This window comes from Aquamicrobium sp. LC103, from assembly GCF_001014615.2.
GTDB lineage: Bacteria > Pseudomonadota > Alphaproteobacteria > Rhizobiales > Rhizobiaceae > LBCQ02.
In genome coordinates this window covers 201,134-224,453 of record NZ_LBCQ02000003.1, presented here as the reverse complement: position 1 = coordinate 224,453, position 23,320 = coordinate 201,134, and the positions used below count along the sequence as shown (strand labels likewise).

At 65.7% G+C, this 23,320-nt stretch carries 21 protein-coding genes and 1 other RNA gene; 14 read left to right on the top strand and 8 right to left on the bottom strand.

What is annotated here, in order from left to right; all coding sequences use genetic code 11:
• Window positions 1-107 precede the first annotated feature (107 nt).
• Window positions 108-725, top strand: coding sequence for an MOSC domain-containing protein (locus tag XW59_RS07440; protein WP_047144131.1), 618 nt, complete (start codon window positions 108-110; stop codon window positions 723-725).
• Window positions 726-732: 7 nt separating this feature from the next.
• Here XW59_RS07440 and XW59_RS07435 read toward each other — a convergent pair whose 3' ends face one another.
• From XW59_RS07435 to tsaA, 4 genes are all read right to left on the bottom strand, one after another.
• Window positions 733-975, bottom strand: a complete 243-nt coding sequence (locus tag XW59_RS07435) for a hypothetical protein (RefSeq protein ID WP_047144132.1) — start codon at window positions 973-975, stop codon at window positions 733-735.
• A 73-nt stretch (window positions 976-1,048) separates the two neighbouring features.
• Window positions 1,049-1,996 carry an aminotransferase class IV gene (locus XW59_RS07430; RefSeq protein ID WP_047144133.1) on the bottom strand — a complete coding sequence of 316 codons (948 nt, stop codon included), beginning with the start codon at window positions 1,994-1,996 and terminating at the stop codon, window positions 1,049-1,051.
• Window positions 1,997-2,098: 102 nt separating this feature from the next.
• Complete coding sequence (locus XW59_RS07425; protein WP_047144134.1) at window positions 2,099-2,416, bottom strand: DUF2293 domain-containing protein; 318 nt, start codon at window positions 2,414-2,416, stop codon at window positions 2,099-2,101.
• The gene (gene tsaA / locus XW59_RS07420; protein WP_047144511.1) at window positions 2,413-2,913 is read right to left on the bottom strand and encodes a tRNA (N6-threonylcarbamoyladenosine(37)-N6)-methyltransferase TrmO; all 501 of its coding nucleotides are present in this window, start codon (window positions 2,911-2,913) and stop codon (window positions 2,413-2,415) included. Before tsaA ends, XW59_RS07425 begins: the two co-directional genes overlap by 4 nt.
• Before the next feature lie 102 nt (window positions 2,914-3,015).
• Here tsaA and XW59_RS07415 point away from each other — a divergent pair, with 102 nt between their 5' ends.
• Entirely contained in the window at window positions 3,016-4,029 is a 1,014-nt protein-coding gene (locus XW59_RS07415) for a metalloregulator ArsR/SmtB family transcription factor (RefSeq protein ID WP_047144135.1), read from the top strand.
• Entirely contained in the window at window positions 4,029-4,946 is a 918-nt protein-coding gene (gene metF, locus XW59_RS07410; protein WP_047144136.1) for a methylenetetrahydrofolate reductase [NAD(P)H], read from the top strand. The genes XW59_RS07415 and metF overlap by 1 nt, the downstream gene beginning before the upstream one ends.
• 394 nt (window positions 4,947-5,340) lie before the next feature.
• Here metF and XW59_RS07405 read toward each other — a convergent pair whose 3' ends face one another.
• The gene (locus XW59_RS07405) at window positions 5,341-6,273 is read right to left on the bottom strand and encodes a DMT family transporter (RefSeq protein ID WP_047144137.1); all 933 of its coding nucleotides are present in this window, start codon (window positions 6,271-6,273) and stop codon (window positions 5,341-5,343) included.
• Between the two features lie 89 nt (window positions 6,274-6,362).
• Entirely contained in the window at window positions 6,363-10,061 is a 3,699-nt protein-coding gene (locus XW59_RS07400; RefSeq protein ID WP_047144138.1) for a hydantoinase B/oxoprolinase family protein, read from the bottom strand.
• Window positions 10,062-10,256: 195 nt separating this feature from the next.
• Between XW59_RS07400 and XW59_RS07395 the strand changes: the two genes are divergently transcribed.
• The 5 genes from XW59_RS07395 (at window position 10,257) to rnpB (ending at window position 13,640) form a co-directional block, all read left to right on the top strand.
• On the top strand, window positions 10,257-10,457 hold the full coding sequence (locus tag XW59_RS07395) for a hypothetical protein (protein ID WP_047144139.1): 201 nt from the start codon (window positions 10,257-10,259) through the stop codon (window positions 10,455-10,457).
• A gap of 119 nt (window positions 10,458-10,576) precedes the next feature.
• Window positions 10,577-11,296, top strand: coding sequence for a DnaJ family molecular chaperone (locus XW59_RS07390; RefSeq protein WP_047144140.1), 720 nt, complete (start codon window positions 10,577-10,579; stop codon window positions 11,294-11,296).
• Window positions 11,283-12,047, top strand: a complete 765-nt coding sequence (locus tag XW59_RS07385; RefSeq protein WP_047144141.1) for an N-acetylmuramoyl-L-alanine amidase — start codon at window positions 11,283-11,285, stop codon at window positions 12,045-12,047. The genes XW59_RS07390 and XW59_RS07385 overlap by 14 nt, the downstream gene beginning before the upstream one ends.
• Window positions 12,048-12,234: 187 nt before the next feature.
• Entirely contained in the window at window positions 12,235-13,092 is an 858-nt protein-coding gene (locus tag XW59_RS07380; RefSeq protein ID WP_047144142.1) for a lytic transglycosylase domain-containing protein, read from the top strand.
• Between the two features lie 100 nt (window positions 13,093-13,192).
• An RNA gene (gene rnpB / locus XW59_RS07375) (RNase P RNA component class A) lies at window positions 13,193-13,640 on the top strand.
• A gap of 41 nt (window positions 13,641-13,681) precedes the next feature.
• Here the strand turns inward: rnpB and XW59_RS07370 are convergent.
• Complete coding sequence (locus XW59_RS07370) at window positions 13,682-14,797, bottom strand: cystathionine gamma-lyase (protein ID WP_047144143.1); 1,116 nt, start codon at window positions 14,795-14,797, stop codon at window positions 13,682-13,684.
• A gap of 84 nt (window positions 14,798-14,881) precedes the next feature.
• Complete coding sequence (locus XW59_RS07365) at window positions 14,882-16,333, bottom strand: amidohydrolase (protein WP_047144512.1); 1,452 nt, start codon at window positions 16,331-16,333, stop codon at window positions 14,882-14,884.
• Window positions 16,334-16,799: 466 nt separating this feature from the next.
• Between XW59_RS07365 and mraZ the strand changes: the two genes are divergently transcribed.
• From mraZ to XW59_RS07335, 6 genes are read left to right on the top strand one after another with little or no spacing between them, the layout of a single operon-like run.
• A complete protein-coding gene (gene mraZ / locus XW59_RS07360; protein ID WP_047144144.1) occupies window positions 16,800-17,267 on the top strand; it encodes a division/cell wall cluster transcriptional repressor MraZ in 468 nt (155 codons plus the stop codon).
• The gene (rsmH, locus tag XW59_RS07355; protein ID WP_047144145.1) at window positions 17,264-18,283 is read left to right on the top strand and encodes a 16S rRNA (cytosine(1402)-N(4))-methyltransferase RsmH; all 1,020 of its coding nucleotides are present in this window, start codon (window positions 17,264-17,266) and stop codon (window positions 18,281-18,283) included. The genes mraZ and rsmH overlap by 4 nt, the downstream gene beginning before the upstream one ends.
• Before the next feature lie 6 nt (window positions 18,284-18,289).
• A complete protein-coding gene (locus tag XW59_RS07350; RefSeq protein ID WP_047144146.1) occupies window positions 18,290-18,664 on the top strand; it encodes a hypothetical protein in 375 nt (124 codons plus the stop codon).
• Window positions 18,661-20,373: a penicillin-binding protein 2 gene (locus tag XW59_RS07345; protein WP_082137447.1), complete on the top strand. Its 1,713-nt coding sequence runs from the start codon at window positions 18,661-18,663 to the stop codon at window positions 20,371-20,373. The genes XW59_RS07350 and XW59_RS07345 overlap by 4 nt, the downstream gene beginning before the upstream one ends.
• A 47-nt stretch (window positions 20,374-20,420) precedes the next feature.
• Window positions 20,421-21,869 (top strand): UDP-N-acetylmuramoyl-L-alanyl-D-glutamate--2,6-diaminopimelate ligase, encoded by a 1,449-nt coding sequence (locus XW59_RS07340; RefSeq protein WP_047144147.1) that lies wholly within the window; start codon window positions 20,421-20,423, stop codon window positions 21,867-21,869.
• Complete coding sequence (locus XW59_RS07335) at window positions 21,866-23,317, top strand: UDP-N-acetylmuramoylalanyl-D-glutamyl-2,6-diaminopimelate--D-alanyl-D-alanine ligase (protein WP_047144514.1); 1,452 nt, start codon at window positions 21,866-21,868, stop codon at window positions 23,315-23,317. The genes XW59_RS07340 and XW59_RS07335 overlap by 4 nt, the downstream gene beginning before the upstream one ends.
• The last annotated feature ends 3 nt before the right edge of the window (window positions 23,318-23,320 follow it).

The window sequence follows — 23,320 nt, the reverse complement described above, 5'->3', positions numbered from 1 at the left end:
GGTATCCCGCATCGATAAGCGCCGCTCATCGAACGATCAGGCTTTTTGGCTGGACTCGAAGCGCGTTTCCCCGGCATTTCTCATCGACCGAGAACGAGGACGAGAACATGGTCGATCTGCTGAGCGCGCTCGAAGCCGACATCGAAATCCTGCCCGCCCGCAAGCTGGCGGCGCGGGTGACGGGTGCCTATACGGCGCCGTCGGACCGTTTCGAGACATGTGCGATCGACGCGCTGGAGCTTTCGTTCGAGGGAATCGCTGGCGATTTCCACGCCGGCCACACACGCCGCTCCGGCGGACGCGAGCCCTGGTATCCGCGCGGCACGGAGATGCGCAACGAGCGGCAATTGTCGATCGTCGCGGCCGATGAGCTCGCGATCGTCGCGCGACGCATGGAGATCGCCGAGATCAGGCCGGAATGGATCGGCGCCAATCTGGTCGTCGAGGGTGTGCCTCGCCTTTCGATGCTGCCGGCGGGCACGATGATGTTCTTCGAGAATGGCGTGACGCTGAAGATCGACGCGCAGAACGGGCCCTGCCGCATCGCCGGCCGTTCCATCGCCGAGAACGCGGGCATGGCCGATGCCGAGGCCGGCGCGCTGCTTTTCCCGAAGGCCGCCAAGCGGCTGCGCGGGCTGGTGGCGTGGGTGGAGAAGCCGGGGCGCATCACGACCGGCGAGGCGATCTCGGTGCGCGTTCCGGAGCAGTGGATCTATCGGACATAGGTCGCCGCTATTTCGCCTTCGACGCCGATTTCTCCTTCATCACCGTGACCTTATGGACCTTGCCGGTTCCGTCGTATGTCGTCCATTCGCCGACCTGGACGCCGCCGCGGAAATGGCCGGAGCAAAGCTTGGTCCCGTCCTTGCGGAACCATTCCCAGTAGCCTTCGGCCTGGCCGTCGCGGAGCTGCCCGACGGCCCAAAGGCTGCCGTCCTTGTGGTAATGGCGATAGGGTTCGGTGCTTTCCGCCATGTCGTGCCTTAGCCCTTCAAAGCTGGCTGGCACTCAAGGAAAACCAGATGTGGCGTTAGCCGACAAGCGGCGCTCAGCCGTACCGCACCGGGCTCGACCATGCCGGGTCCTTGTGCTTGGTCCAATAGAGGTCCTTCAGGCGCCGCGTGACCGGGCCGACCTCGCCGTCGGCCACTGGCGCGCCGTCGACGGCGGTCACGGGCATGATGCCGCCGGCGGTGGAAGTGATGAACACCTCGTCGGCGCTCCTCAGGGCCGCCACCGGGAGATCGGCGGCGACCGCCTCGATATCTTCCTCGGCGCAAAGGTCGAAGACGCTGCGCCGCGTGATGCCCGGCAACACGCCGCTTGCCGGCGTCGTCAGCCGGCCTTTTTGTACCGCAAAGACGTTGAAGCCCGGGCCTTCCGCGACATTGCCGTCGGCATCGACCAGCAGGGCGGTCTCGGCGCCACGGTCATAGGCGTCATAGAGACCGCGCACCAGGTCGAGCCAGTGGTAGTTCTTGATCGCGGGATCGATCGAGGACGGCGGAATGCGCACGCGGCCGCTTATAGCGACATGCAGCCCGCGTTCGAGCTGTTCGGCGTCGGCGACGGAGCCGAAGGGCACGGCGAACGCCATGAAGCGGTTCACCGCGTCGCGCGGGTCGCGGCTGAAGGTGGGCGAGGCGCCGCGCGTGCACAGCATCTCCACATAGGCCGAGCGGTGACCGGAAAGCGCGACGCAGTCGTGCAGGATCTCCTCCAGCCGCTCGCGGCCGAAGGGCAACGTCATCCGCAGGCGCTCCAGGCCGCCGAAGAAGCGGTCGATATGCAGGTCGAGGCGGAAGAAGCGGCCGTCCCATACATGCACCGTGTCATAGGTGGCGTCGGAGTGGAGAAAGCCCCAGTCCAGGACGGAAATCTTGGCCTCCGACATCGGCAGGAACTGTCCGTCGAGATAGGCGACGCCACTCGGATAGGCATGCGGGTCGACATGGCGGGTGCCGAGCGCGGGCAGGGTGCGTTCTTGCCGGTCCATTCTCCATCCTCCCTCACTTTCGCGCGATGCTGTCCGGGCGCCGTGGATCGCACCATATCCCAAGGCGGGCAGATCATGGGGCCACCGGAGGGACGGGACCGCCTATTCGTCCTCGTCGTCCGGGTCGAGCAGACGGGTGGCGCGCCAGCGGGTCAGCGTCTCGTTGATCTCGCCCACGACAAAGAAGCGGGCGGCGTCGCGGTCGTAGCCTTCATCGAGCAGCGCGTCGTAGCCGGTGTGCTCATGGCGCACGTGGGTGACTGTCGCGATCCAGACGGCGATCGAGGCCGGCAGCTCGCGCATCTTGCGCGCGCTTGCCATCTCGCGGATCTTCTCCGTGTCGGCGTAGGGCGCCAGCGGCAGGAGCGCTGTCAGCGATTTGGCGATCGCCCGCTGGCGGTTGGTGGAAGGCTTCGTCATCGCTTCTTGCCGGTCACCGCGTCGGGAACGGAATCGGTGGAGGCGTAGTAAGGCTTGACGTCGACGACGGGCGTGGCGTCGAGCACGTCGATCGCCTCGAGGCGCAGCAGGCCCGCCTCGACGTCGACGCCCGTCAGCCTCGCGACATGCAGGCCGATCGGATTGGGGCGTGCCGGCGAGCGCAGCGCGAATACGCCGCGCGGGCTCTCGGCGTGACGGGGCTTCTGGACGACGAGGTCGCGCGGGGCGCGGTCGAGCCATGTGAGCAGGGCGACGTGGCTGACGGCTTCGAGGCCGGCAAGGCCCCGACGGTAGGGCGCATGGATCTCGACGGTCGCGGGTTCGCCCGTCTCGCGCGCGGCGGCCATGTTCTTCGGGCAGGTCTCGCGGTCCTTCCACGGCGAGCAGACGCGGCCGATGAAGACCACCCGCCCGTCGCCGGAAAGGGTGGCCGGGTCGAAACCAAGTTCAATCTCGCCTTCGCGCTTGTCGGACATGTGCATAAGCTCAACGTCATTTTCTTGTTCGAACGCGACATGCCGGTTGCAAGTCAGGTCAAAACAATATAAAGATATCTTTATGTCTTTTCGGAGATTGGAATGCTGACACGCTCCCCGATCGGTTTGAACACCATGGTTGATACCTTGAAGGCGGCTGCCGAATCCAGCCGTCTCAGGATATTGGTGCTCCTGTCGCGCGGCGACCTGACGGTCACCGACCTGACCGAGATCCTCAACCAGTCGCAGCCGCGTGTCTCGCGTCATCTGAAGCTGCTGATGGAAGCGCAACTCATCGAGCGCTACCAGGAGGGTTCGTGGGCCTATTTCCGCCTTTCCGACAGCGATGCGGCCCTGGAGTTCCTCAACGGTGTGATCGCACGCATCGACCGGGCGGACGCCGTGGTGGAACGCGATCTAGAGCGCCTCGCCGCGGTCAAGCGCAAGCGGCAGGAGAAGGCGTCCGACTATTTCCGCGCCAATGCGGCAAGCTGGGACCAGATACGCTCGCTGCACGTGCCGGACGGCGCGGTGGAGACTGCGCTCAGAGAACTCGTCGGCGAGCGGCCGTTCCAATCCATGCTCGACCTTGGCACCGGCACCGGCCGGCTCCTTGAGGTCTTCGCGCCACTCTATCGGCGCGGCGTCGGCATCGACCTTTCGCGCGAGATGCTCTCGGTGGCGCGCGCCAATCTCGACAATGCCGGTATCGCCCATGCGCAGGTGCGCCAGGGCGATCTCTATGCCCCGCCGGTCGAGCGCGACTCCTACGATCTCGTGACGATGCACCAGGTGCTTCACTATCTCGACGAGCCGGGCGAGGCGATCAAGGAGGCCGCGCGCCTCCTGCGGCCCTCCGGGCGGCTCGTGATCGTCGATTTCGCTCCGCATGCGCTGGAGTTCCTGCGCGAGGAGCATGCGCATGTGCGCATGGGCTTCTCCGACCGGCAGATCGGCGAATGGCTCGATGAAGCGGCTCTCGACCTCGAAGGCGAACGCTCCTTCGCACCGGAAGCCAGTTCGGGGCTCACGGTGAAGCTCTGGATCGCCAGGGATCGGCGCCTGCTGATCGCTGATCCCGTTCAAGACAATGCAACCACAAGGGAAATTGCCTGATGGCCGACCCCCGTCTTTCCCGCCGCTCCGACCTCGGTGATCGGATCAAGGTATCCTTCGAGTTCTTCCCGCCGAAATCCGACGAGATGGAAGGCCGCCTGTGGGACACCGTCACCAAGCTGGAGCCGCTTTCGCCGCATTACGTTTCGGTGACCTACGGCGCCGGCGGCTCGACGCGTGAGCGCACGGCGCGGACGATCTCGCGCATCCTCACGGAGAGTTCGCTGCGGCCGGCCGCTCACATGACCTGCGTCGACGCCACGCGCGGCGATGTGGACGAGGTGATCCGCCAGTTCGCCGACATGGGCGTGACGCGCTTCGTGGCGCTGCGCGGCGATCCCGCCGCCGGCGTCGGCGCGAAATACCGCCCGCATCCTGACGGCTATTCGAACGGCGCCGATCTGGTCGGCGCCATCAGGCGGGCAGGGGATTTCGAGGTTTCGGTTTCCGCCTATCCGGAAAAGCATCCGGAGAGCGCGGATTTCGCCACCGACATCGACATGCTGAAGCGCAAGGTCGACAACGGCGCGACACGGGCGATCACCCAGTTCTTCTTCGACAACGATCTCTACGAACGCTATGTCGAGCGGGTCCGCCGTGCCGGCATCTACGTGCCGATCGTGCCGGGCGTGCTGCCGATCCACAATTTCAAGCAGGTGGCGAATTTCTCCTCGCGTTGCGGTGCCCACATTCCCGCCTGGATCGCGGAGCGCTTCGACGGGCTCGACAAGGACCCCCAGACGCACGCCTTGGTTGCAGCCGCGATCGCCGCCGAGCAGGTGCACGATCTCATCGAGCGCGGCCTCGGCGAGTTCCATTTCTACACGATGAACCGCGCCGATCTCGCCTATGCGATCTGCCATATGATCGGGGCCCGTCCGGAGATCGCGGTGGCTGCGACGTCCGCGGCCGCCTGAAAATGAAAAAGGCCGGATGTTGATCCGGCCTTTTCGTGATTTCTTCCTCGTTCATGGGATGGTTGGGTGGTCCCCGGTCAGGCAATCAGTCCCATTATCAGGGCGCCGATAAAGGTAAACGCAGCGCAAATTATTATGGCATTGATCGGCCGTGTAAGTCCCATGGCGTAGTCTCCTCTTCAGACTATCGGCGGAGTCTAAGGCAGTTTCGGTAACTGGCAAGGCCAAAATGTGCTGCATTGCGACACCGCTATAGGAAAAGCGACCTATTTTTGCCCGCTAGTTTTTGTTTTTGCAGGAAAAACAAACGTGGCGGGCTTGTGAATAAATTGTGTCATAACGCCCGCCGCATCTCGGCCGGCAGCGCCTGAAAGGAATGAAAGGGCGCTTCTTTTCAAACGATTTGCCCGCGACGCCTGAAGAGCCGCCCGTCGATGGTCAGCAGGCCGGCCGCGATCAGGCCCATTCCCAGAAATTCGAAGGTTTCCAGCCTTTCGCCGAGGAAAAGCGCTCCGAGAATGATCGCGCTCACCGGCACGATGAGCGTCACCAGCGAGGCATTGGTGATACCGGCCGAGCGAATCAGTTGAAAATAGATGATGTAGCCATAGGCGGTTGCAATCATGGCGAGTGCGAACACCGCTGCCCAGACATGCGCGCTCGCCGTGAAAAGGCCGGGCAGGCCATGCCAGAACAAGATCACCGGGATCATGATGATGGTGGAGGCGGTAAGCTGGCCCGTCGCCACGACCGGTGGCGGAAGCGAGCGGAACCGCCGCGCGTAGATGAAGGCGAAGGCATAGGAGAAAGCCATTCCGAGCAGCGCGAATTTCGCCCATACCGGTCCGCCGATGCCGGCGAGAAGGCCGGGACCGATCATCACCGCCGTTCCCGCGATGCCCAGCGCGACGCCGGCCAGCTTGTTCCAGGTGAGCTTTTCGTCCGTGGTGAGGATGTTGGCGAAAATCATCGTCCAGAACGGCGTGGTCGCGTTCAGCACCGAGGCGAGGCCGGCGCCGAGCTCGGTCTGGCCGGCGAACATCAGGCTGAAGGGAATGATGTTGTTGAGAAGGGCGAGTACGAAGAAGCTTCCCGCCATCGGAAAGGCCAGCCGGAAGGATGGCCCCCGCATCGCGAGGTAGAGATGCAGGGTGATGGCGGCGATCGCCACGCGGAAGAGGACGAGGTTGAGCGGCGGAATTTCCGCCACCGCCACGCGGGCGAAGAAGAACGATCCGCCCCAGATGGCGCCAAGGAGCAGGAGCAATCCCCATTCCCTCGCGGACATGGTGCGCGCGGCGGGCGCCGCGGCGGCGATTTCGGTCATGGAGGTTCCCCGCGAAAAACGAGTTCGCGGGCACATTACGGCCTCGTGCGCGCCCGCGCCACCCGATTGTTGCGCGGATTTGAGAGGGGTCAGGCCTTGCCGACGGCGCCCGCGGTCGGCGTGGTGACGATCACGGCCTCGCCCGCTTCGAGAACCGTCTGGTCGCAGGCCTCGAGGCTCTCGACGCTGCCGTCGAGGCGGCGCACCCGCGTCGTCCCCGCCTGACCGTCGCCGCCATCTTCCAGCCCGCGCGGCGGATGCGAGCGATGGGAGGAGAGGATCGCGCATTCCATCTTTTCCAGGAAGCGGATCGTGCGCCGCGTGCCGTCGCCGGCGTTCCACCTGCCCTTGCCGCCCGAGCCCTGGCGAATGTGGAAATCCTCGAGCAGGACGGGAAAGCGCAGTTCGAGAATTTCCGGGTCGGTGAGACGCGAATTCGTCATGTGGGTGTGCACGCCCGAGGTGCCCGCAAAGCCCCTGCCGTCGTTCATCCTGCCGGCCGGCGAACCGGAACAGATCGTCTCGTAGTATTGATAGGTCGCGTTGCCGAAGGTCAGGTTGTTCATCGTGCCCTGGGCGTTGGCCATCGCGCCCATCGCGCCGAACATGGCATTGGTGACGTGCTGCGAGGTCTCGACATTGCCGGCCACCACGGCCGCCGGATAGGACGGCCGCAGCATGCAGCCCTCGGGGATGATGATGTTTATAGGTCGCAGGCAGCCGGCATTCATCGGGATGTTGTTCTCGACCATCACGCGGAAGGCATAGAGAACGGCCGCGCGGGCGACGGGTTCGGGGGCATTGAAATTGTTCTTCATCACCGGCGAGGTGCCGGTGAAGTCGACGGTCGCCGCGCGCTTCTCGCGGTCGACGGTGATCCTCACCTTGATCACCTGGCCCGTATCGGTCGGATATTCGTATGAGGATTCGTCCGGCAGGCGCTCCAGCACGCGGCGCACGCTCTCGGCAGCATTGTCCTGGACGTGGCCCATATAGGCCTCGACCACGGGAAGCCCGAAATGGGCGACCATCTTCCGGAGTTCCGCCACGCCCTTCTCGTTGGCGGCGATCTGCGCCTTGAGGTCGGCGATGTTCTGCTGTGGATTTCGGGCGGGGTAGGGGTGGTCGGTAAGGAGCCGGTGGAGCTCCTTCTCGCGAAAGCGCCCGCGCTCGACCAGGCGGAAATTGTCGAAGAGCACGCCCTCCTCGTCGACCGTGGTCGCCAGCGGCGTCATCGAGCCCGGTGCCGTGCCGCCGACATCGGCATGATGGCCGCGCGAGGCGACCCAGAAGAGAATGCGGGGTTCGCTCGTGCCCCCTCCACCACGCAAGGCGGTGGAGGGGGCGGTCGGCCTTATCTCCTCGAACACCGGCGTCACCACTGTGATGTCCGGCAGGTGCGTGCCGCCATTGTAGGGCGCGTTGAGCGCGAAGACGTCGCCGGGATGGATGTCGCCGCGGTTGAGGCGGATGATCGTCTCGACGGAACGGTCCATGGAACCGAGATGGACGGGCATGTGCGGTGCGTTCGCCACCAGCGCGCCCTCGTGGTCGAACACGGCGCAGGAGAAATCGAGCCGCTCCTTGATGTTGACCGAATAGGCGGTGTTCTGCAACGTCACGCCCATCTGCTCGGCGATCGACATGAAGAGGTTGTTGAAGACCTCCAGCATGACCGGATCAGCCTCCGTGCCAAGCGCGGCCTGCCGGCGCTTCTTCTCGAAACGGCGCAGGAGGACGTGGTTCTTGGCGGTGATCTCGGCCTGCCAGCCGGGCTCGATCACGATGGTCTGATGGCTCTCGATGAGGAGGGCGGGGCCGGCGATGCGGTTGCCGGGCGCAAGCTCCTCGCGGCGGAAGATGCCGGTGTCGCGCCATTCGCCGTCGAAATAGACCTTGCGGGCCTGCGACGGCGCGGTTTCGCCGGCGGTGGTGTCGCGGTCGGCCTCGTCGCGGCCCGTGTTGCGGATGTCGGAACCCTCGAGACTCACCGATTCCACCACGATCGGCTTGTTCTCGTAGACGAAGCCGAACTGCGCCTTGTGGGCGGCCTCGAAATCGGCCCTCGCCGTGTCGATCGAGCGTGCCTCGAAGTTGACGGGCAGCGCGGTGTCGGTTCCATCGTAGCGGATCTGCAGCACGGGTTTCCAGCCGATATGCTCGCCGGTGACGCCCTGCGCGGCGAGTTCGGCCGCGACCGCCTCGCGCAAATCGGCCAGGGTGCCCTCGATCTCCTCGCGGGACGCCTCGACGAACGGTTTCAGCAGTGCCTGCTGGCGCGAGGCGAAGATGGCCGAAAGCCCGATACCGTAGGCCGAGAGCAGGCCGGAGAAGGGATGCACCAGCACCGCCTCCATGCCGAGCGCGTCGGCGACGAGGCAGGCGTGCTGGCCGCCGGCGCCGCCGAAGCAGTTGAGCAGATATTCGGTGACGTCGTAGCCGCGCTGCACGGAGATCTTCTTGATGGCGTTGGCCATGTTCTCGACGGCAATGGTGACGAAGCCCTCGGCCACCGCCTCGGGATCGCGGCCGTCGCCGATCTCCGCCGCCATCTCTACGAAGCGGTCGCGCACGATCTGCCCGTCCAGCGGCTGATCCTGGTTCGGGCCGAAGATCGCCGGGAAGAAATCCGGCTGGAGCTTGCCGAGCATGACATTGGCGTCGGTGACGGCGAGGGGGCCGCCGCGCCGGTAGCAGGCGGGGCCGGGATTGGCGCCGGCCGAATCCGGGCCCGCCTGGAAGCGTCCGGCCTCGTAGTGGAGCACCGAGCCGCCGCCGGCCGCCACCGTGTGGATGCGCATCATCGGCGCGCGGATGCGCACGCCGGCGACCTCGGTGTCGAAGGCGCGCTCGTAATCGCCATCGTAATGGGTGACGTCGGTCGAGGTGCCTCCCATGTCGAAGCCGATGACCTTGTCGAAGCCGGCGAGCCGCGCCGTCTCCACCATGCCGACCACGCCGCCGGCGGGACCGGACAAGATCGCGTCCTTGCCCTGGAACATCTCCGCCGCGGTCAAACCGCCGGAGGACATCATGAACATCAATCTTGGGCTCACGGCCGGGCGCTCGCCTGGCTCCGCCCGTTGAGGCAGAACGCCCAGCTCCCCCGCCACCTGGCGCACATATCGCGACAGGATGGGCGAAAGATAGGCGTCAACCACCGTGGTGTCGCCGCGCCCGACGAGCTTGACCAGCGGCGAGACACGGTTCGAGACCGAGATCTGCGAGAAACCGGAATCCTCGCAAAGCCTTGCCACCATTTCCTCATGTCGCGGATATTTCCAGGCATGCATGAAGACGATGGCTACGGCGTCGATGCCGTCGGCACGCGCCCTGGCGATCTCACGGTTCACGGCGTCCATGTCGGGAGCGGCTTCCACCGTGCCGTCGGCCCGCACGCGCTCGTCGACCTCGACGACACGCTCGTAGAGCTGTTCGGGCAGGACGATCTCCTTGGCGAAGATGTCGGGCCGCGCCTGGTAGGCGATGCGCAGCGCATCGCGAAACCCCCTGGTAACGAGGAGCAGCACCCGGTCGCCCTTGCGCTCCAGGAGCGCGTTGGTGGCAACTGTCGTGCCCATCTTGATGTCGCCGATGCGCTGCGAGGGGACCGGCTCGCCGGGCTCGACGCCGAGCAGGGTGCGGATGCCCTCGATCGCGGCATCGCGGTAGGCTTCGGGATTCTCGGAAAGAAGCTTCAGCGGATGCAGGCCGCCGTCGGGATCCCGGCCGATGACGTCGGTGAAGGTGCCGCCGCGATCGATCCAGAAATCCCACCTGCCCGTCATCGCGCTCGTCTCCCCTCTTTTTCCAGTTTCCTACGTGTTAGGCAGGAATGGACCCGGGAGCAACGAGTAAGTCGCGTCCCATGTCGGAAGTCCCTGTAACAGTGCGTAATTCAACGTTACGAAACCAAGCGCCGGCATGCGCATTCTTCTCTCGGATGCCCGCTCCCATCGGGCGTCATGAGAAGGAGAATTGAGATGAAAAAGCTGATCCTGGCTTCTATTTCCGGCATCGCCCTTCTGGGTCTTGCCGCCTGCAGCGACACCGACGAGACGACCACCCAGGGCGTCCAGCCGGAAGCGCCGGCGACCACGCCTGACCCGGGCGCCGCGCCGACCGATCCTGCAACTCCGCCGGCCACCACGCCGCCGGCGACGGAGCCTGCTCCGGCGCAGTAAGTGCGCGACAGTCGACAATCGAGGGCCAGGCAGGTGCCTGGCCCTTCGCATGCGATGTGATCATCCGACACGTAGAAACTGGTCTCGCCTTCCGCGGGAAATCATCCTATTAAACGGCGATGTCTGTCTGGGCCCGCATAGCCGAATTTGTAGCCAGAGCGCCGGGTTCGGCGCTTTCGAATCTCCTGGAGGTGTTCCGCACCATCCTGGAGGGCGACCCGGAGCTTCGCCGCCGCGTGGCCTTTTCCGTCGCCATGATCGCATTGTCGGCCAAGATGGCGAAGGCGGACGGCATCGTCTCCCATGCCGAGATCCGGGCCTTCCACGAGATATTCTCCGTGCCGCGCGAGGAGGCCCGCAACGTCGCGCGGCTCTACGATCTCGCCAAGCAGGACATTGCCGGCTTCGAAACCTATGCCGAACGCATGGCGGGCCTGTGCGGCTCCGGCCGGCCGAACTGCATGATGCTGGAGGACATTCTCGACGGGCTGTTCCACATCGCCAAGGCGGACGGGCTGGTGCATGAGCAGGAAATGGCCTTTCTGCACCGCGTCGCCGAGATATTCGAGATAAACGATGCTCATTTCGACCAGATCGCCTCGCGGCACGTCATTCTCGGCGAGAGCGATCCCTACATCGTCCTCGGGCTCCAGGCAGCGACGCCCTTCGAGGAGGTTCGGCGCCGCTACCGCACATTGGTGGGGGAGAACCATCCCGACAGGCTGATCGCGCGCGGCGTGCCGGAGGAATTCATCGCGATCGCCAATGCGAGGCTCGCCGCCATCAACACCGCCTATGAACGGATCGAGCGAAACCGGCGTGTGCATGAGCGGATTTGAACCCGACTATCCCGGAGCCGAGGTTCATGTCTCGCCGAATTTCGGCGCGAGGCGCGACGGGCTCAAGCCGGACTGCGTGATCCTGCACTATACCGGCATGGAGAGCGGCGCGGCGGCGGAAGCCTGGCTGTGCAATCCAGACAGCGAGGTCTCGTCCCACTATCTGGTCTACGAGGACGGCAGGATCGTGCAGCTCGTGCGCGAGGCCGACCGCGCCTGGCACGCGGGCAGGGGTTCCTGGCAGGAAAGGGCGGACGTCAACTCCTTTTCGGTCGGCATCGAGATCGTGAATTCGGGCGATCTTGCCGATTTTCCGGAATTTCCGGAGGTCCAGATCGACGCGGTTGCAGGTCTTTGCCGTGACATTTGCGCGCGCCACGCGATTTTTCCGGAACGCGTTCTCGCGCATTCCGACGTCGCGCCCGGGCGAAAAATCGACCCGGGATCGCGGTTTCCGTGGCGTCGGATGGCCGAGCTCGGCGTCGGCCACTATGTCGAGCCGTCGCCGGTGCGCGGCGGCCGATTTCTGGCGATGGGCGACGGCGGCGAACCGGTGGAAGCGCTGCAGTCGATGCTCGGCCTTTATGGATATGGCATAGAAATCAACGGTTTGTTCGATGACGCGACGCACAGGGCCGTCGAAGCCTTTCAGCGTCATTTCCGGCCCGAGCGGATTGACGGCGTTGCCGACCAGTCGACGATCGAGACGCTTCATCGCCTGCTGTCGGCGCTGCCCGACCGGATCGGGTGACGATCCGTCGTTTCAGCATATGGTAATATTCTGTAACTTTTTTTGACTTGGCCGGTCATCATTGACGCCAAGTCGCTCGGCACATCGCTTTTCCATCGCCGTCGTCGAGCCTTCTTGTGTGTGGCCCGGCGCAACGAAAACCTGCCGCGCGACTTCATCGCACGGCCAGCAAGAACGATAGGTACTGATGAGAAAAGTGACCGTGCTGGCGGCAGCCCTCGCTGCCGGGCTGACCACTATTGCCGCGCATGCGGATTCCTCCCGTGACATGGACATGCGTGCCATCTGGGAGAAAACCGGAAAGGCGCAACAGGCCAAGGAAAACAACAAGACGAAGCCGTCGGCTCAGAAAGAAACCCAAGCCAGCGCGAAACCCGCGGCAAGTCCGCAGGCCAACTGGCACAAGGTCAACGAGTACAATAGCGTTGCCACCTATCCCGCCCGGACCGCTCCGGTCGCCGAGGTGGCGGAGAAGGCCAAGGCTCCCGCCGCGAGGAGCAAGGCCCCGGCCGCGAAGGCCGAGAAGACGGCCAAGGCGCCCAAGGTCACCGCAAGGGCCAGGAAGTCCACGTCGAAGCGCGGCGTCGACAAGACGACCACGGCCTCCGTCGCAGCCAAGAAGGGTTCGGACCTGCCGGCAAGCACGAAAGCCAAGGCCGCATCCCTCGCGGGCGGCACGCGCTACCAGACCATCGTCACCAAATATGCGAGCGCCCACGGGATCTCCCCGGCGCTGGCGCATGCGGTCATCAGGGTCGAAAGCAATTATCGCCAGGACGCCCGCGGGCAGGCGGGCGAAATCGGGCTGATGCAGATCAAGCCGGCGACCGCGCGCATGCTGGGCTACAGCGGCAGCGTCAAGGGGCTCTATGATCCGGACACGAACATCCGCTACGGCATGAAGTATCTCGCCATGGCGCAGGAGCTTGGCGGCGGTTCGACCTGCGGCACGATCCTCAAATACAATGCCGGCCATGCGGCCAAGCGCATGAACAAGATCTCGGCGGCCTATTGCGCCAAGGTCAAGCAGCACATGGGCAAGTAATCGCCATCGGGAGCGTCGTTCGGCGGGAGGCGGAATTTTTTCCTGCCGACGGCGCTTCAAGAGGTTGCGTTTTTAACCGCGAACCCCTTTATACGCATTGTCAGCCGGCCGGGCGGCCGCACCAGCAAACGCCGAAAGGCCGCTGGTGAGGAAAGTCCGGGCTCCATGGAGACACGGTGCCGGATAACGTCCGGCGAGGGCGACCTCAGGGAAAGTGCCACAGAAAGCAGACCGCCCCGCCTGTATTTCGGCTCAGCCGGCGATGACCGGATCGATCGAGCCGAAATACTGGCGGGGTAAGGGTGAAAGGGTGGGGTAAGAGCCCACCGCGCGACTGGCAACAGGAGCGGCACGGTAAACCCCACCGGGAGCAAAACCGAATAGGGGCGGCGCGAAGGGAAACCTTCAGGGCAGTTTCCGGCCCAGTCGCCCGGGTAGGTTGCGTGAGGCGGATGGTGACATCCGCCCAAGATGAATGGCCGCCACGTTTCGGCATCCGCAAGGGTGCCGGGGCCATACAGAACCCGGCTTACAGGCCGGCTGACGCTTTACTTTTCAATCCCTTGGCCGGATCGGCGGAGAAACCGATTCAAGTTGTCGCACGGTCGAGCGCCTGCTCGATCGCCGCCCACAGCGCTTCCGTCGGCTCGCAGCCGACCGACAGGCGCACGAAGCCATCGTCCACCGCATCGCCCCAGCGCGCACGCCGCTCGGCGGAAGTATGAACGCCGCCGAAGGAGGTCGCGGGCTGGATCAGCTCGCATTCGCCGATGAAGCGTTCCGCCGTTTCCTTCGACGCCAGCGTCAGGCCGACGAGGAAGCCGAAGCGCTGCATCTGCGCGCGGGCGAGATTGTGCGACGGGTCGCCAGGCAGACCCGGATAGCGCACGGATTTCACCGCCTCGTGCGCGGCGAGCCGCGGCGCGATCGTCTCGGCGGTGTCGCACATGCGCTCGAAGCGGACGTGCAGGGTTTCGAGCCCGCGATGGACCAGCCAGGCCTCGAAGGGGCCGGGTATGCCGCCGGCGAGCTTGCGCCAGTCAGCCACGGCGGCCATGATTTCCGTGTCGCGGCTCGCGACATGGCCGAAAAGCACGTCGGAATGGCCGTTGGGCGCCTTGGTGTCGGCGGCCACGACGATGTCGGCACCCAGATCGAGTGGTCGCTGGCCGTAGGGCGTCATCGTCGTGTTGTCGGCGACGACGATCGCACCGGCCTCGTGCGCGGCCCGGGCGACGGCCGCGATGTCGCAGATGTCGAGGCTGGGATTGGCCGGCGTCTCGACGAAGACCATGCGATAGCCGTCGAAGCCGCCGTCGAGGAAGGTCGCGGTCGGACGGGTGTCGAAGCCGATGCCCATGCGGGTGAGGAAACGGTCCGAAAGGACGCGCGTGGTATAGTAGCCGTCGGACGGCAAGAGGATGCGGTCGCCGGTCTTGAGCAGCGCATAGAAGACCGCGCTGCTGGCCGCCATGCCGGACGGGAAGCCCAGCGCAGGCGCGTCCTCCAGATGCGACAGCATCTCTTCGAGCGCATCCCATGTCGGGTTGGAGAAGCGGCCATACTGCTTGAAGCCCGCCGGATCGCCCGGCAGATGGAACATGGTCGACATCGTCAGGGGCAGGGCGACGGGATCGCCCTTCTTCAGCCTCTGCCCGCGCAGATGCGCCAAGCGGGCGGCGCGTTCATCGGGACCGTGCGGCATCGACTGTTCTCCGGAGCTGTTGTGCCGGCCCGCAGGCAGGCGGCGACCCGGACAATCGCCCGGATCGCGCGGGGTTGGAAGGGATCACTCGCCGGCGACGCGATAGTCCAGCGGCGGCTCGCGATCACCGATCAGCGGGCGGTATTCGAAGCCCTCGCCGCGGGCTTTGTCGAACTCTGCCCTGGCCTGCTCGACGAGCGCCGGTTCCGAGAAGAGCCTGACCGCCATCGCGGCGAGCGTCTTGGCCGCGACATCCATGCCCTTGTAGCCGATATCCATGCCGCCCGAGGCGACCGCCTGCCAGCTATGGGCTGGAACGCCCGGGACCCATGTCGCGGTTCCGAGCCCGACCGTCGGCGCCGCCCAGCTCACGTCTCCGACGTCGGTCGAAGCATAGCCCACGCCGCCGAAAGTGTATTCCCCTATCTCGGCCGCGCTCGACAGCGGCGGCTTGTTCTGCAGCGACTGCTGCAGTTCCTCTGCGAATTTCATGTCGGCCTCGCTCCATTGCGGCGCGCCGACACTTGCGAGGCTCTCATGCATCGCCTTTCCGAGCGTGTCGTTGGGAAGGATGCTGTAGACCCCGCCCAGCACCTCGAACTCGTAGCTCGTCTCGGTTCCGAGCGCCGCGCCCTCGGCCGCCTTCTTGACGCGCGCTATGACGTCGGCGACGACGGCCGGGTCGGGGTGGCGGACGTAGTAGTAGACCTCGGCGAAGTCGGGCACGACGTTCGGCGCGGCGCCGCCATTGGTGATCGCGTAGTGGATGCGGGTCTCCTGCGGGACGTGCTCGCGCATGGCGTTGACCATGAAGTTGAGCGCTTCCACGCCGTCGAGCGCGGAGCGGCCCTTGTCGGGCGCCATGGCGGCGTGTGCCGACTTGCCGTGGAAACGGAACTTGCCGCTGATGTTGGAGAGCGTGCCGCCCTGGGCGGCCGAATTGCCATCGCTCGGATGCCAGTGCAGAACCGTGTCGACGTCGGAGAACAATCCGCCGCGGACCATGTAGACCTTGCCGGAACCACCTTCCTCGGCCGGCGTGCCGTAGAGGCGGATCTGGCCGGGCGTGCCGGTCTCCTCGAGCCACTTCTTGATCGCGATCGCCGCGCCGACCGATCCGGCGCCGAAGAGATGATGGCCGCATGCGTGCCCCGAGCCGATGCCATCGACCGCCTCCTTCACCGGCGTCGCGGCCTGCGAGAAGCCGGGAAGGGCGTCCATTTCGGCCAATATCGCGATGACCGGTCCGTCGCCGCTTCCCGCCTTCGCCGTGAAGGCCGTGGGAATGCCGGCCACGCCGCTTTCGACCTCGAAGCCCGCGGCCTTCAGCTCTTCCTGCAGAAGGGCGGAGGTCTCGTTTTCCAGATAGCCGAGTTCCGGGTGCTCCCAGATTTTGTGCGCCACCTCCTTCATGCGGGACGAGTACTCGGCAACGATGGCCGAGGTATCGACATCGGCCGACTTGGTCTCCTGTGCGAAGGCCGACGTGGCCGCCGAACTCATCAACGCCGCGAGCAGGATCGAGCGCATCTTCATCATTTCCTCCCTTTGCCGCAAACCGGTCGCCGTGAAGCCGGCGCCGCGGCGATTGTTAACGGGGCTCGCGGACGAGTCCAGTTCGCGGGGAAGATGAACTGTGCATGACGCGTGAAGCCGCACGCGCAGGGAAGGCGGCCGCATGTCAAATCAGCCCGCTAACCGTTCGTTAGGCTTAATGCGCGATAAACGGATGATGCCCTCATGCCGCCTGCGGAAACCCTCCTCTGGCGTGTTGGTGGAGGTTATTCCCGTTGACGCCCATATATCCCCATGTTATCCCTTAGCTCCAATCAGGAATTCGTTTCAGTAGCGGGTGAAGCGTTCACCAAACCGGCGGCCGAGGGGGCTTTCCGGCAGGGCGACGCAATGTTCGATCCAGACGGAAGGACGGGCCTGAAGGATGCGCCTGGCGGCGCCGGTGGAGAGATGAGGGGCACGGCGGCGAAGGCGGCCGTATCGAAGGATGGACCGGTTTCTGTCGAGTGCGGTAAACAGGATAGATGCGAAGGGACGGGTTTCCGTGCCCGCGCATTTCCGCGCCGTGGTGCAGAAGCGCGGCTATGGCGATCTTTATGCGCTGCGGGCGCTGGACGTGCCGGCACTGGATGTCGGCGGGCTCGACCTTCTCGACCGCTACGAGCAGCGGATTTCGCTGGAGGATCCGTTCCTGCAGGCTGCGGACGACATGTCGTTCTTCATTCACGGGGACGGAGCTTTTCTGAAATTCGACCAGGATGGACGCATAACGGTGACGGATTTCATACGCGAGCACACGGGCATCACCACGGATGTGGCATTCGTCGGCCGCGGGACCTTCTTTCAGATGTGGGAGCCGTCGCGGCTCGAGGAATATGGGGCGCAGGTGCGGCAGCGGCTGTTGAGGCTGCGGCAGGCGGCATCGGCCAGGAGCTTGGGCGAGGGCACGGAATGATGGCGGGTCCCGGCGAGGAGCTTCCCGCCGGTGGCGGACCGGCCCGCCACATTCCCGTCCTGCTCCGCGAAGTCGTCGATGCGCTGCAACCGGCCGAAGGCCAGGTCTTCGTCGACGGCACGTTCGGCGCCGGCGGCTATACGCGCGCGCTTCTGGAGAGTGGCGCCGACGTCGTGTCGATCGACCGCGATCCGGACGCCATCGCCGGCGGGCAGGCGCTCGCGCGGGAGTTTTCCGGCCGGCTGAAGCTCGTCCACGGGCCGTTCTCCCGCCTCGACGAATATGTCGAAGGGACCGTCGACGGCGTCGTTCTCGACATCGGCGTCTCCTCGATGCAGCTAGACCAGGCCGAGAGGGGCTTCTCCTTCCGCAATGACGGCCCGCTCGACATGCGCATGGCGCAGGCGGGACCGAGCGCCGCCGACGTCGTCAACCGTTTCAAGGCGGGCGACCTTGCCCGCATCTTCGGTTTTCTCGGCGAGGAGCGGCATGCCGGCCGCGTGGCGCGGATGATCGAGAAGCGGCGCGCCGACAAGCCGTTCGAGCGCACGCGGGACCTGGCGGAAGCGATCGAAGGTGCGCTCGGGCGCAAGCCGAAGGACAAGATCCACCCCGCGACGCGCTCCTTCCAGGGGCTGCGGATCTACGTCAATGACGAGCTCGGCGAGCTCGCCCGCGCCCTCTTCGCCGCCGAACGCGTGCTGAAACCGGGCGGCAGGCTGGCGGTGGTCACCTTCCATTCCCTGGAGGACCGCATCGTCAAGCGCTTCATTTCCGACCGCTCCGGCAAGGCGGGCGGCTCGCGCCACATGCCGGCGGTCGAGGCCAAGGCCGCCACCTTCGAGAAGCTCGGCGGGGTCGTCGGACCGAGCGCGGAGGAAGAACGCGAGAACCCCCGGGCCCGCTCGGCCAAGCTGAGAGCCGCGCTGCGCACCGACGCGGCGCCGCGTGCGGAAGACGTTTCGATATTCGGATTGCCTGCGCTGCCCGAAATCCGGGCCGCAGGAGAGAGGTAGGACCAGGTGTTTCGAACAACCGACATAGTGCTGATCGCCGCGATGGTTGCCGCGGCCGCCTTCACCTACACGACGAAGCACCAGGCCGAGGCCGAGCTTTCCAAGCTCCGCAAGATCGAGGCGACGATCCGCTTCGAGGAAGAGACGATCGACGTGCTCAAGGCCGACTGGAGCCTGCTCACGCAGCCTTCCCGGCTGCAGCGGCTGGCCGAAGTCTATCAATCCGAGCTTCAGCTCGAGCCGGTCGACGCGCATCAGATCGCCGACATAAACGAACTGCCGATGCGCGCGCTGGAGATCGAGGATCTCCTGAACCAGCCGCTCGGCGGCATGGCGGATGCGGGCATCGACGGCACGGTGACGAGCGGGGTCGTGCAATGATCGGCAGGTGGCGCAAGACGCGGACGTCGGAGGAGACCGGCGCCGATATCGTCGTCAGGGCCGGCAGCGGCTCCAGCGCCGCGCGCGCCAGGACGCGCATCTTGATGACCATGGCCGTCTTCTTCGCGATCTATGGCGTGATCACCGGCCGCCTCGTGTTTCTCGGCATGCAGGATCTGGAAGCCGGGCGCTTTCCGATCGGCCAGCCGACGGCCTCGCGGCCGGACATCCTCGACCGCAACGGCGAGGTGCTGGCGACCGACATCAACACGGCGTCGCTCTTCGCCGAGCCGCGCCGCATCGTCGACGCCGACGAGGCGATCGAGAAGCTGCTCACCGTCCTGCCCGACCTCAATATCGAGCAGACCTACAATCGCCTGAACAGCGGCACGGGCTTCATCTGGTTGCGCCGCCAGCTCTCGCCGCGCCAGCAGCAGGCGATCATGGAGCTCGGCATCCCGGGCCTCGGCTTCCGCACCGAGAAGCGCCGTTTCTATCCCGGCGGAGCGACGGCTTCGCACATTCTCGGCCTCGTCAATGTCGACAACAAGGGCATTGCCGGAATGGAGAAATATATCGACGACCAGGGCCTCGCGGACCTGCAGGCGACGGGGCTTGCCCTGCCGAAGGACCTGCAGCCGGTGAAGTTGTCGATCGACCTGCGCGTGCAGCACATCGTGCGCGACGAACTCGTGCAGGCGATGGAGCGCTACCACGCGATCGCCGCCGGCGCGGTGGTTCTGAACGTCAAGACCGGCGAAGTGCTGGCGATGGCCTCGCTGCCCGACTACGACCCCAACAACCCGTTCAACGCCAACGACAAGGACAGGCTCAACCGCATGTCCGCCGGCATTTATGAAATGGGCTCGACGATCAAGAGCTTCACGACGGCGATGGCGCTGGATTCCGGCAAGCTGAACATGAGCAGCACCTTCGACGCGACGCGTCCCATCACCATCGGCCGGCAGACGATCCGCGACTTCCACGGCAAGGGCCGCGTGCTGACCCTGCCGGAAGTCTTCCTCTATTCCTCCAATATCGGTTCGGCGCGTCAGGCCGACGTGGTGGGCATCGAAGGTCACCGCGAGTTTCTGAAGCGCCTCGGCCTGCTCGATCGGCTGCACACCGAGCTTCCGGAAGTGGCGACGCCGACCGAGCCGAAGGTCTGGAGAAAGGTCCATTCGATCACCATCGCCTTCGGCCACGGCATGGCCACGACCCCGCTCCAGACGGCGGTCGGCGCGGCGGCGCTCGTCAATGGCGGCAAGCTGCTCGACCCCACCTTCATGGCGCGCGACGCCCAATCCGAGGCGGACGGCAAGCAGGTGGTCTCAGCCCAGACCAGCGCGAACATGCGCTATCTCTACAACATGAACGCGACCCAGCCGGGAGGGTCCGGCCGGCGCGCCACGGTTCCGGGCTATCGCGTGGGCGGCAAGACGGGTACGGCCGAGAAGGTCGTCAACGGACGCTACGCCAAGGATGTGCGCTTCAACGCGTTCCTGGCGGCGTTCCCCATGGACGACCCGCAATATGTGGTTCTCACCATTATCGACGAGCCGAAACCCGAGAAACCGGGGATGGTGGCGACGGCCGGCCTCAACGCGGCGCCGATGGTGAGCAACATAATCCGCCGCTCGGCGGTGCTGCTTGGCGTGAAGCCCGAATTCGGCCATGAAAGTAATGCCCTGCTCGTTTCGCATCAGTGATTCTCGCAGGGAGGCGGGGCGGCAAAATTGCGGACCAATGGAATTTGATGAAGCTCAGCCAATTTACCGGTGTTCTGCCCGTTGACGGCATCGAAGCGGGCGATACCACGATTACGGGCATCACCTCGGACTCCCGACAGGTAGGCCCCGGTTACATCTTCGCCGCGCTTCGCGGCAGCAAAGCGGACGGTTCAGCCTACATAGCCGACGCGATCGATCGCGGCGCGGCCGCCATCGTCAGCGACCACCCGGCGGAAACCGCGGGAACTCCGCTGCTGGTGGTCGAGGATTCGCGGCTCGCGCTGGCGCGCGCCGCGGCCAGGTTTTACGGGCGGCAGCCGGAGACCATGGTCGCCGTGACGGGAACCAGCGGCAAGACCTCGGTCGCCTCCTTCACCCGCCAGGTCTGGGAGCAGACGGGTCATTCCGCCGCCAGCATCGGCACCACCGGCGTGGTCGCGCCGGGGCGCAACGAATATGGCGCGCTGACCACGCCCGACCCGGTGACGCTCCACAAGCTGCTCGCCGAGCTGGCCGACGCCGGTGTCACCCATGCCTCGATGGAGGCATCCAGCCACGGCCTCGACCAGCGGCGTCTCGACGGGGTGCGGCTCGCCGCCGGCGGCTTCACCAATCTCGGCCGCGACCACATGGACTACCACCCGACGGTCGAGGAGTATCACGCCGCCAAGATGCGGCTGTTCGACAGCCTTCTGCCGAAGGGCGCGCCGGCCGTGATCTTCGCCGACGATCCGTGGACGGAGCCGACCGTCAAGGCGGCGCGCGAGGCGGGCCTCGATGTGCGCACCGTCGGCCGCCATGGCGAGTTCCTTCAGTTGAAGCGTGTCGAGCATGAGCGTTTCCGCCAGCGCGCCGAAATCATCGCCGATGGCAGCATCTATGAGATCGATCTGCCGCTGGCCGGCGATTTCCAGGTTGCAAACGCGCTTGTCGCGGCCGGTCTCGCGATTTCCACGGGCGTGCGCGTCGGGGCGGCACTCGACGCGCTGGAAAGGCTGCAAGGGGCTTCCGGGCGGCTCGAGCTGGTCGGCGCCACGAAGGCCGGCGCGCCGGTCTATGTCGACTACGCCCACAAGCCCGACGCGCTGGAGAACGTCCTTTCGGCGGTGCGGCCGTTCACGACCGGCCGCGTGATCGTGGTCTTCGGCTGCGGTGGCGACCGCGATCGCGGCAAGCGGCCGATCATGGGCGAGATCGCGACGAGGCTCGCCGACATATCCATCGTCACCGACGACAATCCGCGCTCCGAGGAGCCGGCGTCGATCCGCGCCGCCATCATCGCGGCCGCACCCGGCGCGATCGAGATCGGCGACCGCCGCAAGGCGATCCACGAGGCCGTCGCCATGCTGGGAGCGGGCGACACGCTCGTCGTGGCCGGCAAGGGCCACGAGGAAGGCCAGACGATCGGCGACGTGACGCTGCCCTTTTCCGACCATGCCGAGGTCCGCGCCGCGATAGCGGAGTGCGCGGCATGACGCTCGTCTGGCGCAGCGAAGCCCTCGTCGCAGCCACCAGGGGCAGGCCGTTCGGAACCATGCCGGCGGGCGTTACCGGCATTTCGATCGACAGCCGCACACTGCAGCCGGGGGAGGCGTTCTTCGCCATCAAGGGCGACCGGTTCGACGGCCACGATTTCGCGACCGCCGCCATCAAGGCTGGCGCCGGCCTGCTCGTCGTTTCGGACGGCAAGCTTCCCGCGCTCGGACGCATCAACGCGCCGATGATCGTGGTGCCCGACGTGCTCGCGGCGCTCGAGATGACGGGCATTGCGGCGCGCGCGCGCTCGAGGGCGAAGATTTTCGCCGTCACCGGATCGGTGGGCAAGACCAGCACCAAGGAGGCGCTGCGCCACGCGCTGTCTTCCGTCGGCAAGGTGCACGCGTCGAATCGTTCCTTCAACAACCATTGGGGCGTGCCCTTGACGCTGGCGCGCATGCCCGAGGATGCCGACTACGCCATCTTCGAGATCGGCATGAACCATCCGGGCGAAATCCGTCCGCTGGTGAAGTTCGTGCGGCCGCATATCGCGATCGTCACGCTGATCGCGGCCGCCCATCTCGGCCATTTCCGCGGCCTGGAAGAGATCGCGGCCGCCAAGGCCGAGATATTCGAGGGCGTGGAGCGCGGCGGCCATGCGCTGATCAACCGCGACGATCCGCGCTGGAAGGTGCTCGAAAAGGCGGCGCGCGACGCGGGCATCGAGCATGTCTGGGGCTTCGGCGCGCATGCACGGGCGACGTTCAGGCTGGTCGATTGCGAGCTTCGCGGCGACGGCTCGACGCTGACGGCGAAGATGGCCGGCCACGAGGTGGTCGTGCCGGTCGGCGCGCCGGGCAGGCATATCGTCCAGAACGTGCTCGCGGTGCTGGGAGCGGCCTATCTGGCGGGTGCCGACATGAGCAAGGTCGCGAAGTCGCTGGGCAACCTTCGGGCCGAGGCGGGGCGCGGCATGCGCCACACGCTGCGGCACCCGCAGGGCTCCTTCACGCTGATCGACGAAAGCTACAACGCCAATCCGGCGTCCATGAAGGCCGCGCTGGAACTGCTCCAGTCCGCGCCGGTGGGCGAGGGCGGGCGCCGCATCGCCGTTCTCGGCGACATGCTGGAGCTCGGCGCCTACTCCGAACGGCTGCATGCGGGGCTCGCGGATGTCGTCGCGTCCACCAGGCCCGATATCGTCCTTCTCGGCGGACAGGAGATGAAGGCGCTGGCGGCTACGCTGCCCGCTGAAATCCGCTTCGAGCATATGGACGACGTGGAGGCGTTGAAAACCGCGCTCCTGCGTACGCTCAGGCCCGGCGACGCGGTGATGATCAAGTCCTCCAAGAGCATCGGCTTCTCGAAACTGGTCGATGCGATGGTGGCGCAATTTCCGGCGGTCGAGCCGCCGGCAACGGAATCCGAACAGATTGATTTGAACTGAGAC

Excerpts from the sequence above, each read along its gene's own strand:
- XW59_RS07440 (WP_047144131.1), top strand. The coding sequence starts at position 108 with ATGGTCGATCTGCTGAGCGCGCTCGAAGCCGACATCGAAATCCTGCCC.
- XW59_RS07435 (WP_047144132.1), bottom strand. The coding sequence starts at position 975 with ATGGCGGAAAGCACCGAACCCTATCGCCATTACCACAAGGACGGCAGC.
- XW59_RS07430 (WP_047144133.1), bottom strand. The coding sequence starts at position 1,996 with ATGGACCGGCAAGAACGCACCCTGCCCGCGCTCGGCACCCGCCATGTC.
- XW59_RS07425 (WP_047144134.1), bottom strand. The coding sequence starts at position 2,416 with ATGACGAAGCCTTCCACCAACCGCCAGCGGGCGATCGCCAAATCGCTG.
- tsaA (WP_047144511.1), bottom strand. The coding sequence starts at position 2,913 with ATGTCCGACAAGCGCGAAGGCGAGATTGAACTTGGTTTCGACCCGGCC.
- XW59_RS07415 (WP_047144135.1), top strand. The coding sequence starts at position 3,016 with ATGCTGACACGCTCCCCGATCGGTTTGAACACCATGGTTGATACCTTG.
- metF (WP_047144136.1), top strand. The coding sequence starts at position 4,029 with ATGGCCGACCCCCGTCTTTCCCGCCGCTCCGACCTCGGTGATCGGATC.
- XW59_RS07405 (WP_047144137.1), bottom strand. The coding sequence starts at position 6,273 with ATGACCGAAATCGCCGCCGCGGCGCCCGCCGCGCGCACCATGTCCGCG.
- XW59_RS07400 (WP_047144138.1), bottom strand. The coding sequence starts at position 10,061 with ATGACGGGCAGGTGGGATTTCTGGATCGATCGCGGCGGCACCTTCACC.
- XW59_RS07395 (WP_047144139.1), top strand. The coding sequence starts at position 10,257 with ATGAAAAAGCTGATCCTGGCTTCTATTTCCGGCATCGCCCTTCTGGGT.
- XW59_RS07390 (WP_047144140.1), top strand. The coding sequence starts at position 10,577 with ATGTCTGTCTGGGCCCGCATAGCCGAATTTGTAGCCAGAGCGCCGGGT.
- XW59_RS07385 (WP_047144141.1), top strand. The coding sequence starts at position 11,283 with ATGAGCGGATTTGAACCCGACTATCCCGGAGCCGAGGTTCATGTCTCG.
- XW59_RS07380 (WP_047144142.1), top strand. The coding sequence starts at position 12,235 with ATGAGAAAAGTGACCGTGCTGGCGGCAGCCCTCGCTGCCGGGCTGACC.
- XW59_RS07370 (WP_047144143.1), bottom strand. The coding sequence starts at position 14,797 with ATGCCGCACGGTCCCGATGAACGCGCCGCCCGCTTGGCGCATCTGCGC.
- XW59_RS07365 (WP_047144512.1), bottom strand. The coding sequence starts at position 16,333 with ATGAAGATGCGCTCGATCCTGCTCGCGGCGTTGATGAGTTCGGCGGCC.
- mraZ (WP_047144144.1), top strand. The coding sequence starts at position 16,800 with ATGGACCGGTTTCTGTCGAGTGCGGTAAACAGGATAGATGCGAAGGGA.
- rsmH (WP_047144145.1), top strand. The coding sequence starts at position 17,264 with ATGATGGCGGGTCCCGGCGAGGAGCTTCCCGCCGGTGGCGGACCGGCC.
- XW59_RS07345 (WP_082137447.1), top strand. The coding sequence starts at position 18,661 with ATGATCGGCAGGTGGCGCAAGACGCGGACGTCGGAGGAGACCGGCGCC.
- XW59_RS07340 (WP_047144147.1), top strand. The coding sequence starts at position 20,421 with ATGAAGCTCAGCCAATTTACCGGTGTTCTGCCCGTTGACGGCATCGAA.
- XW59_RS07335 (WP_047144514.1), top strand. The coding sequence starts at position 21,866 with ATGACGCTCGTCTGGCGCAGCGAAGCCCTCGTCGCAGCCACCAGGGGC.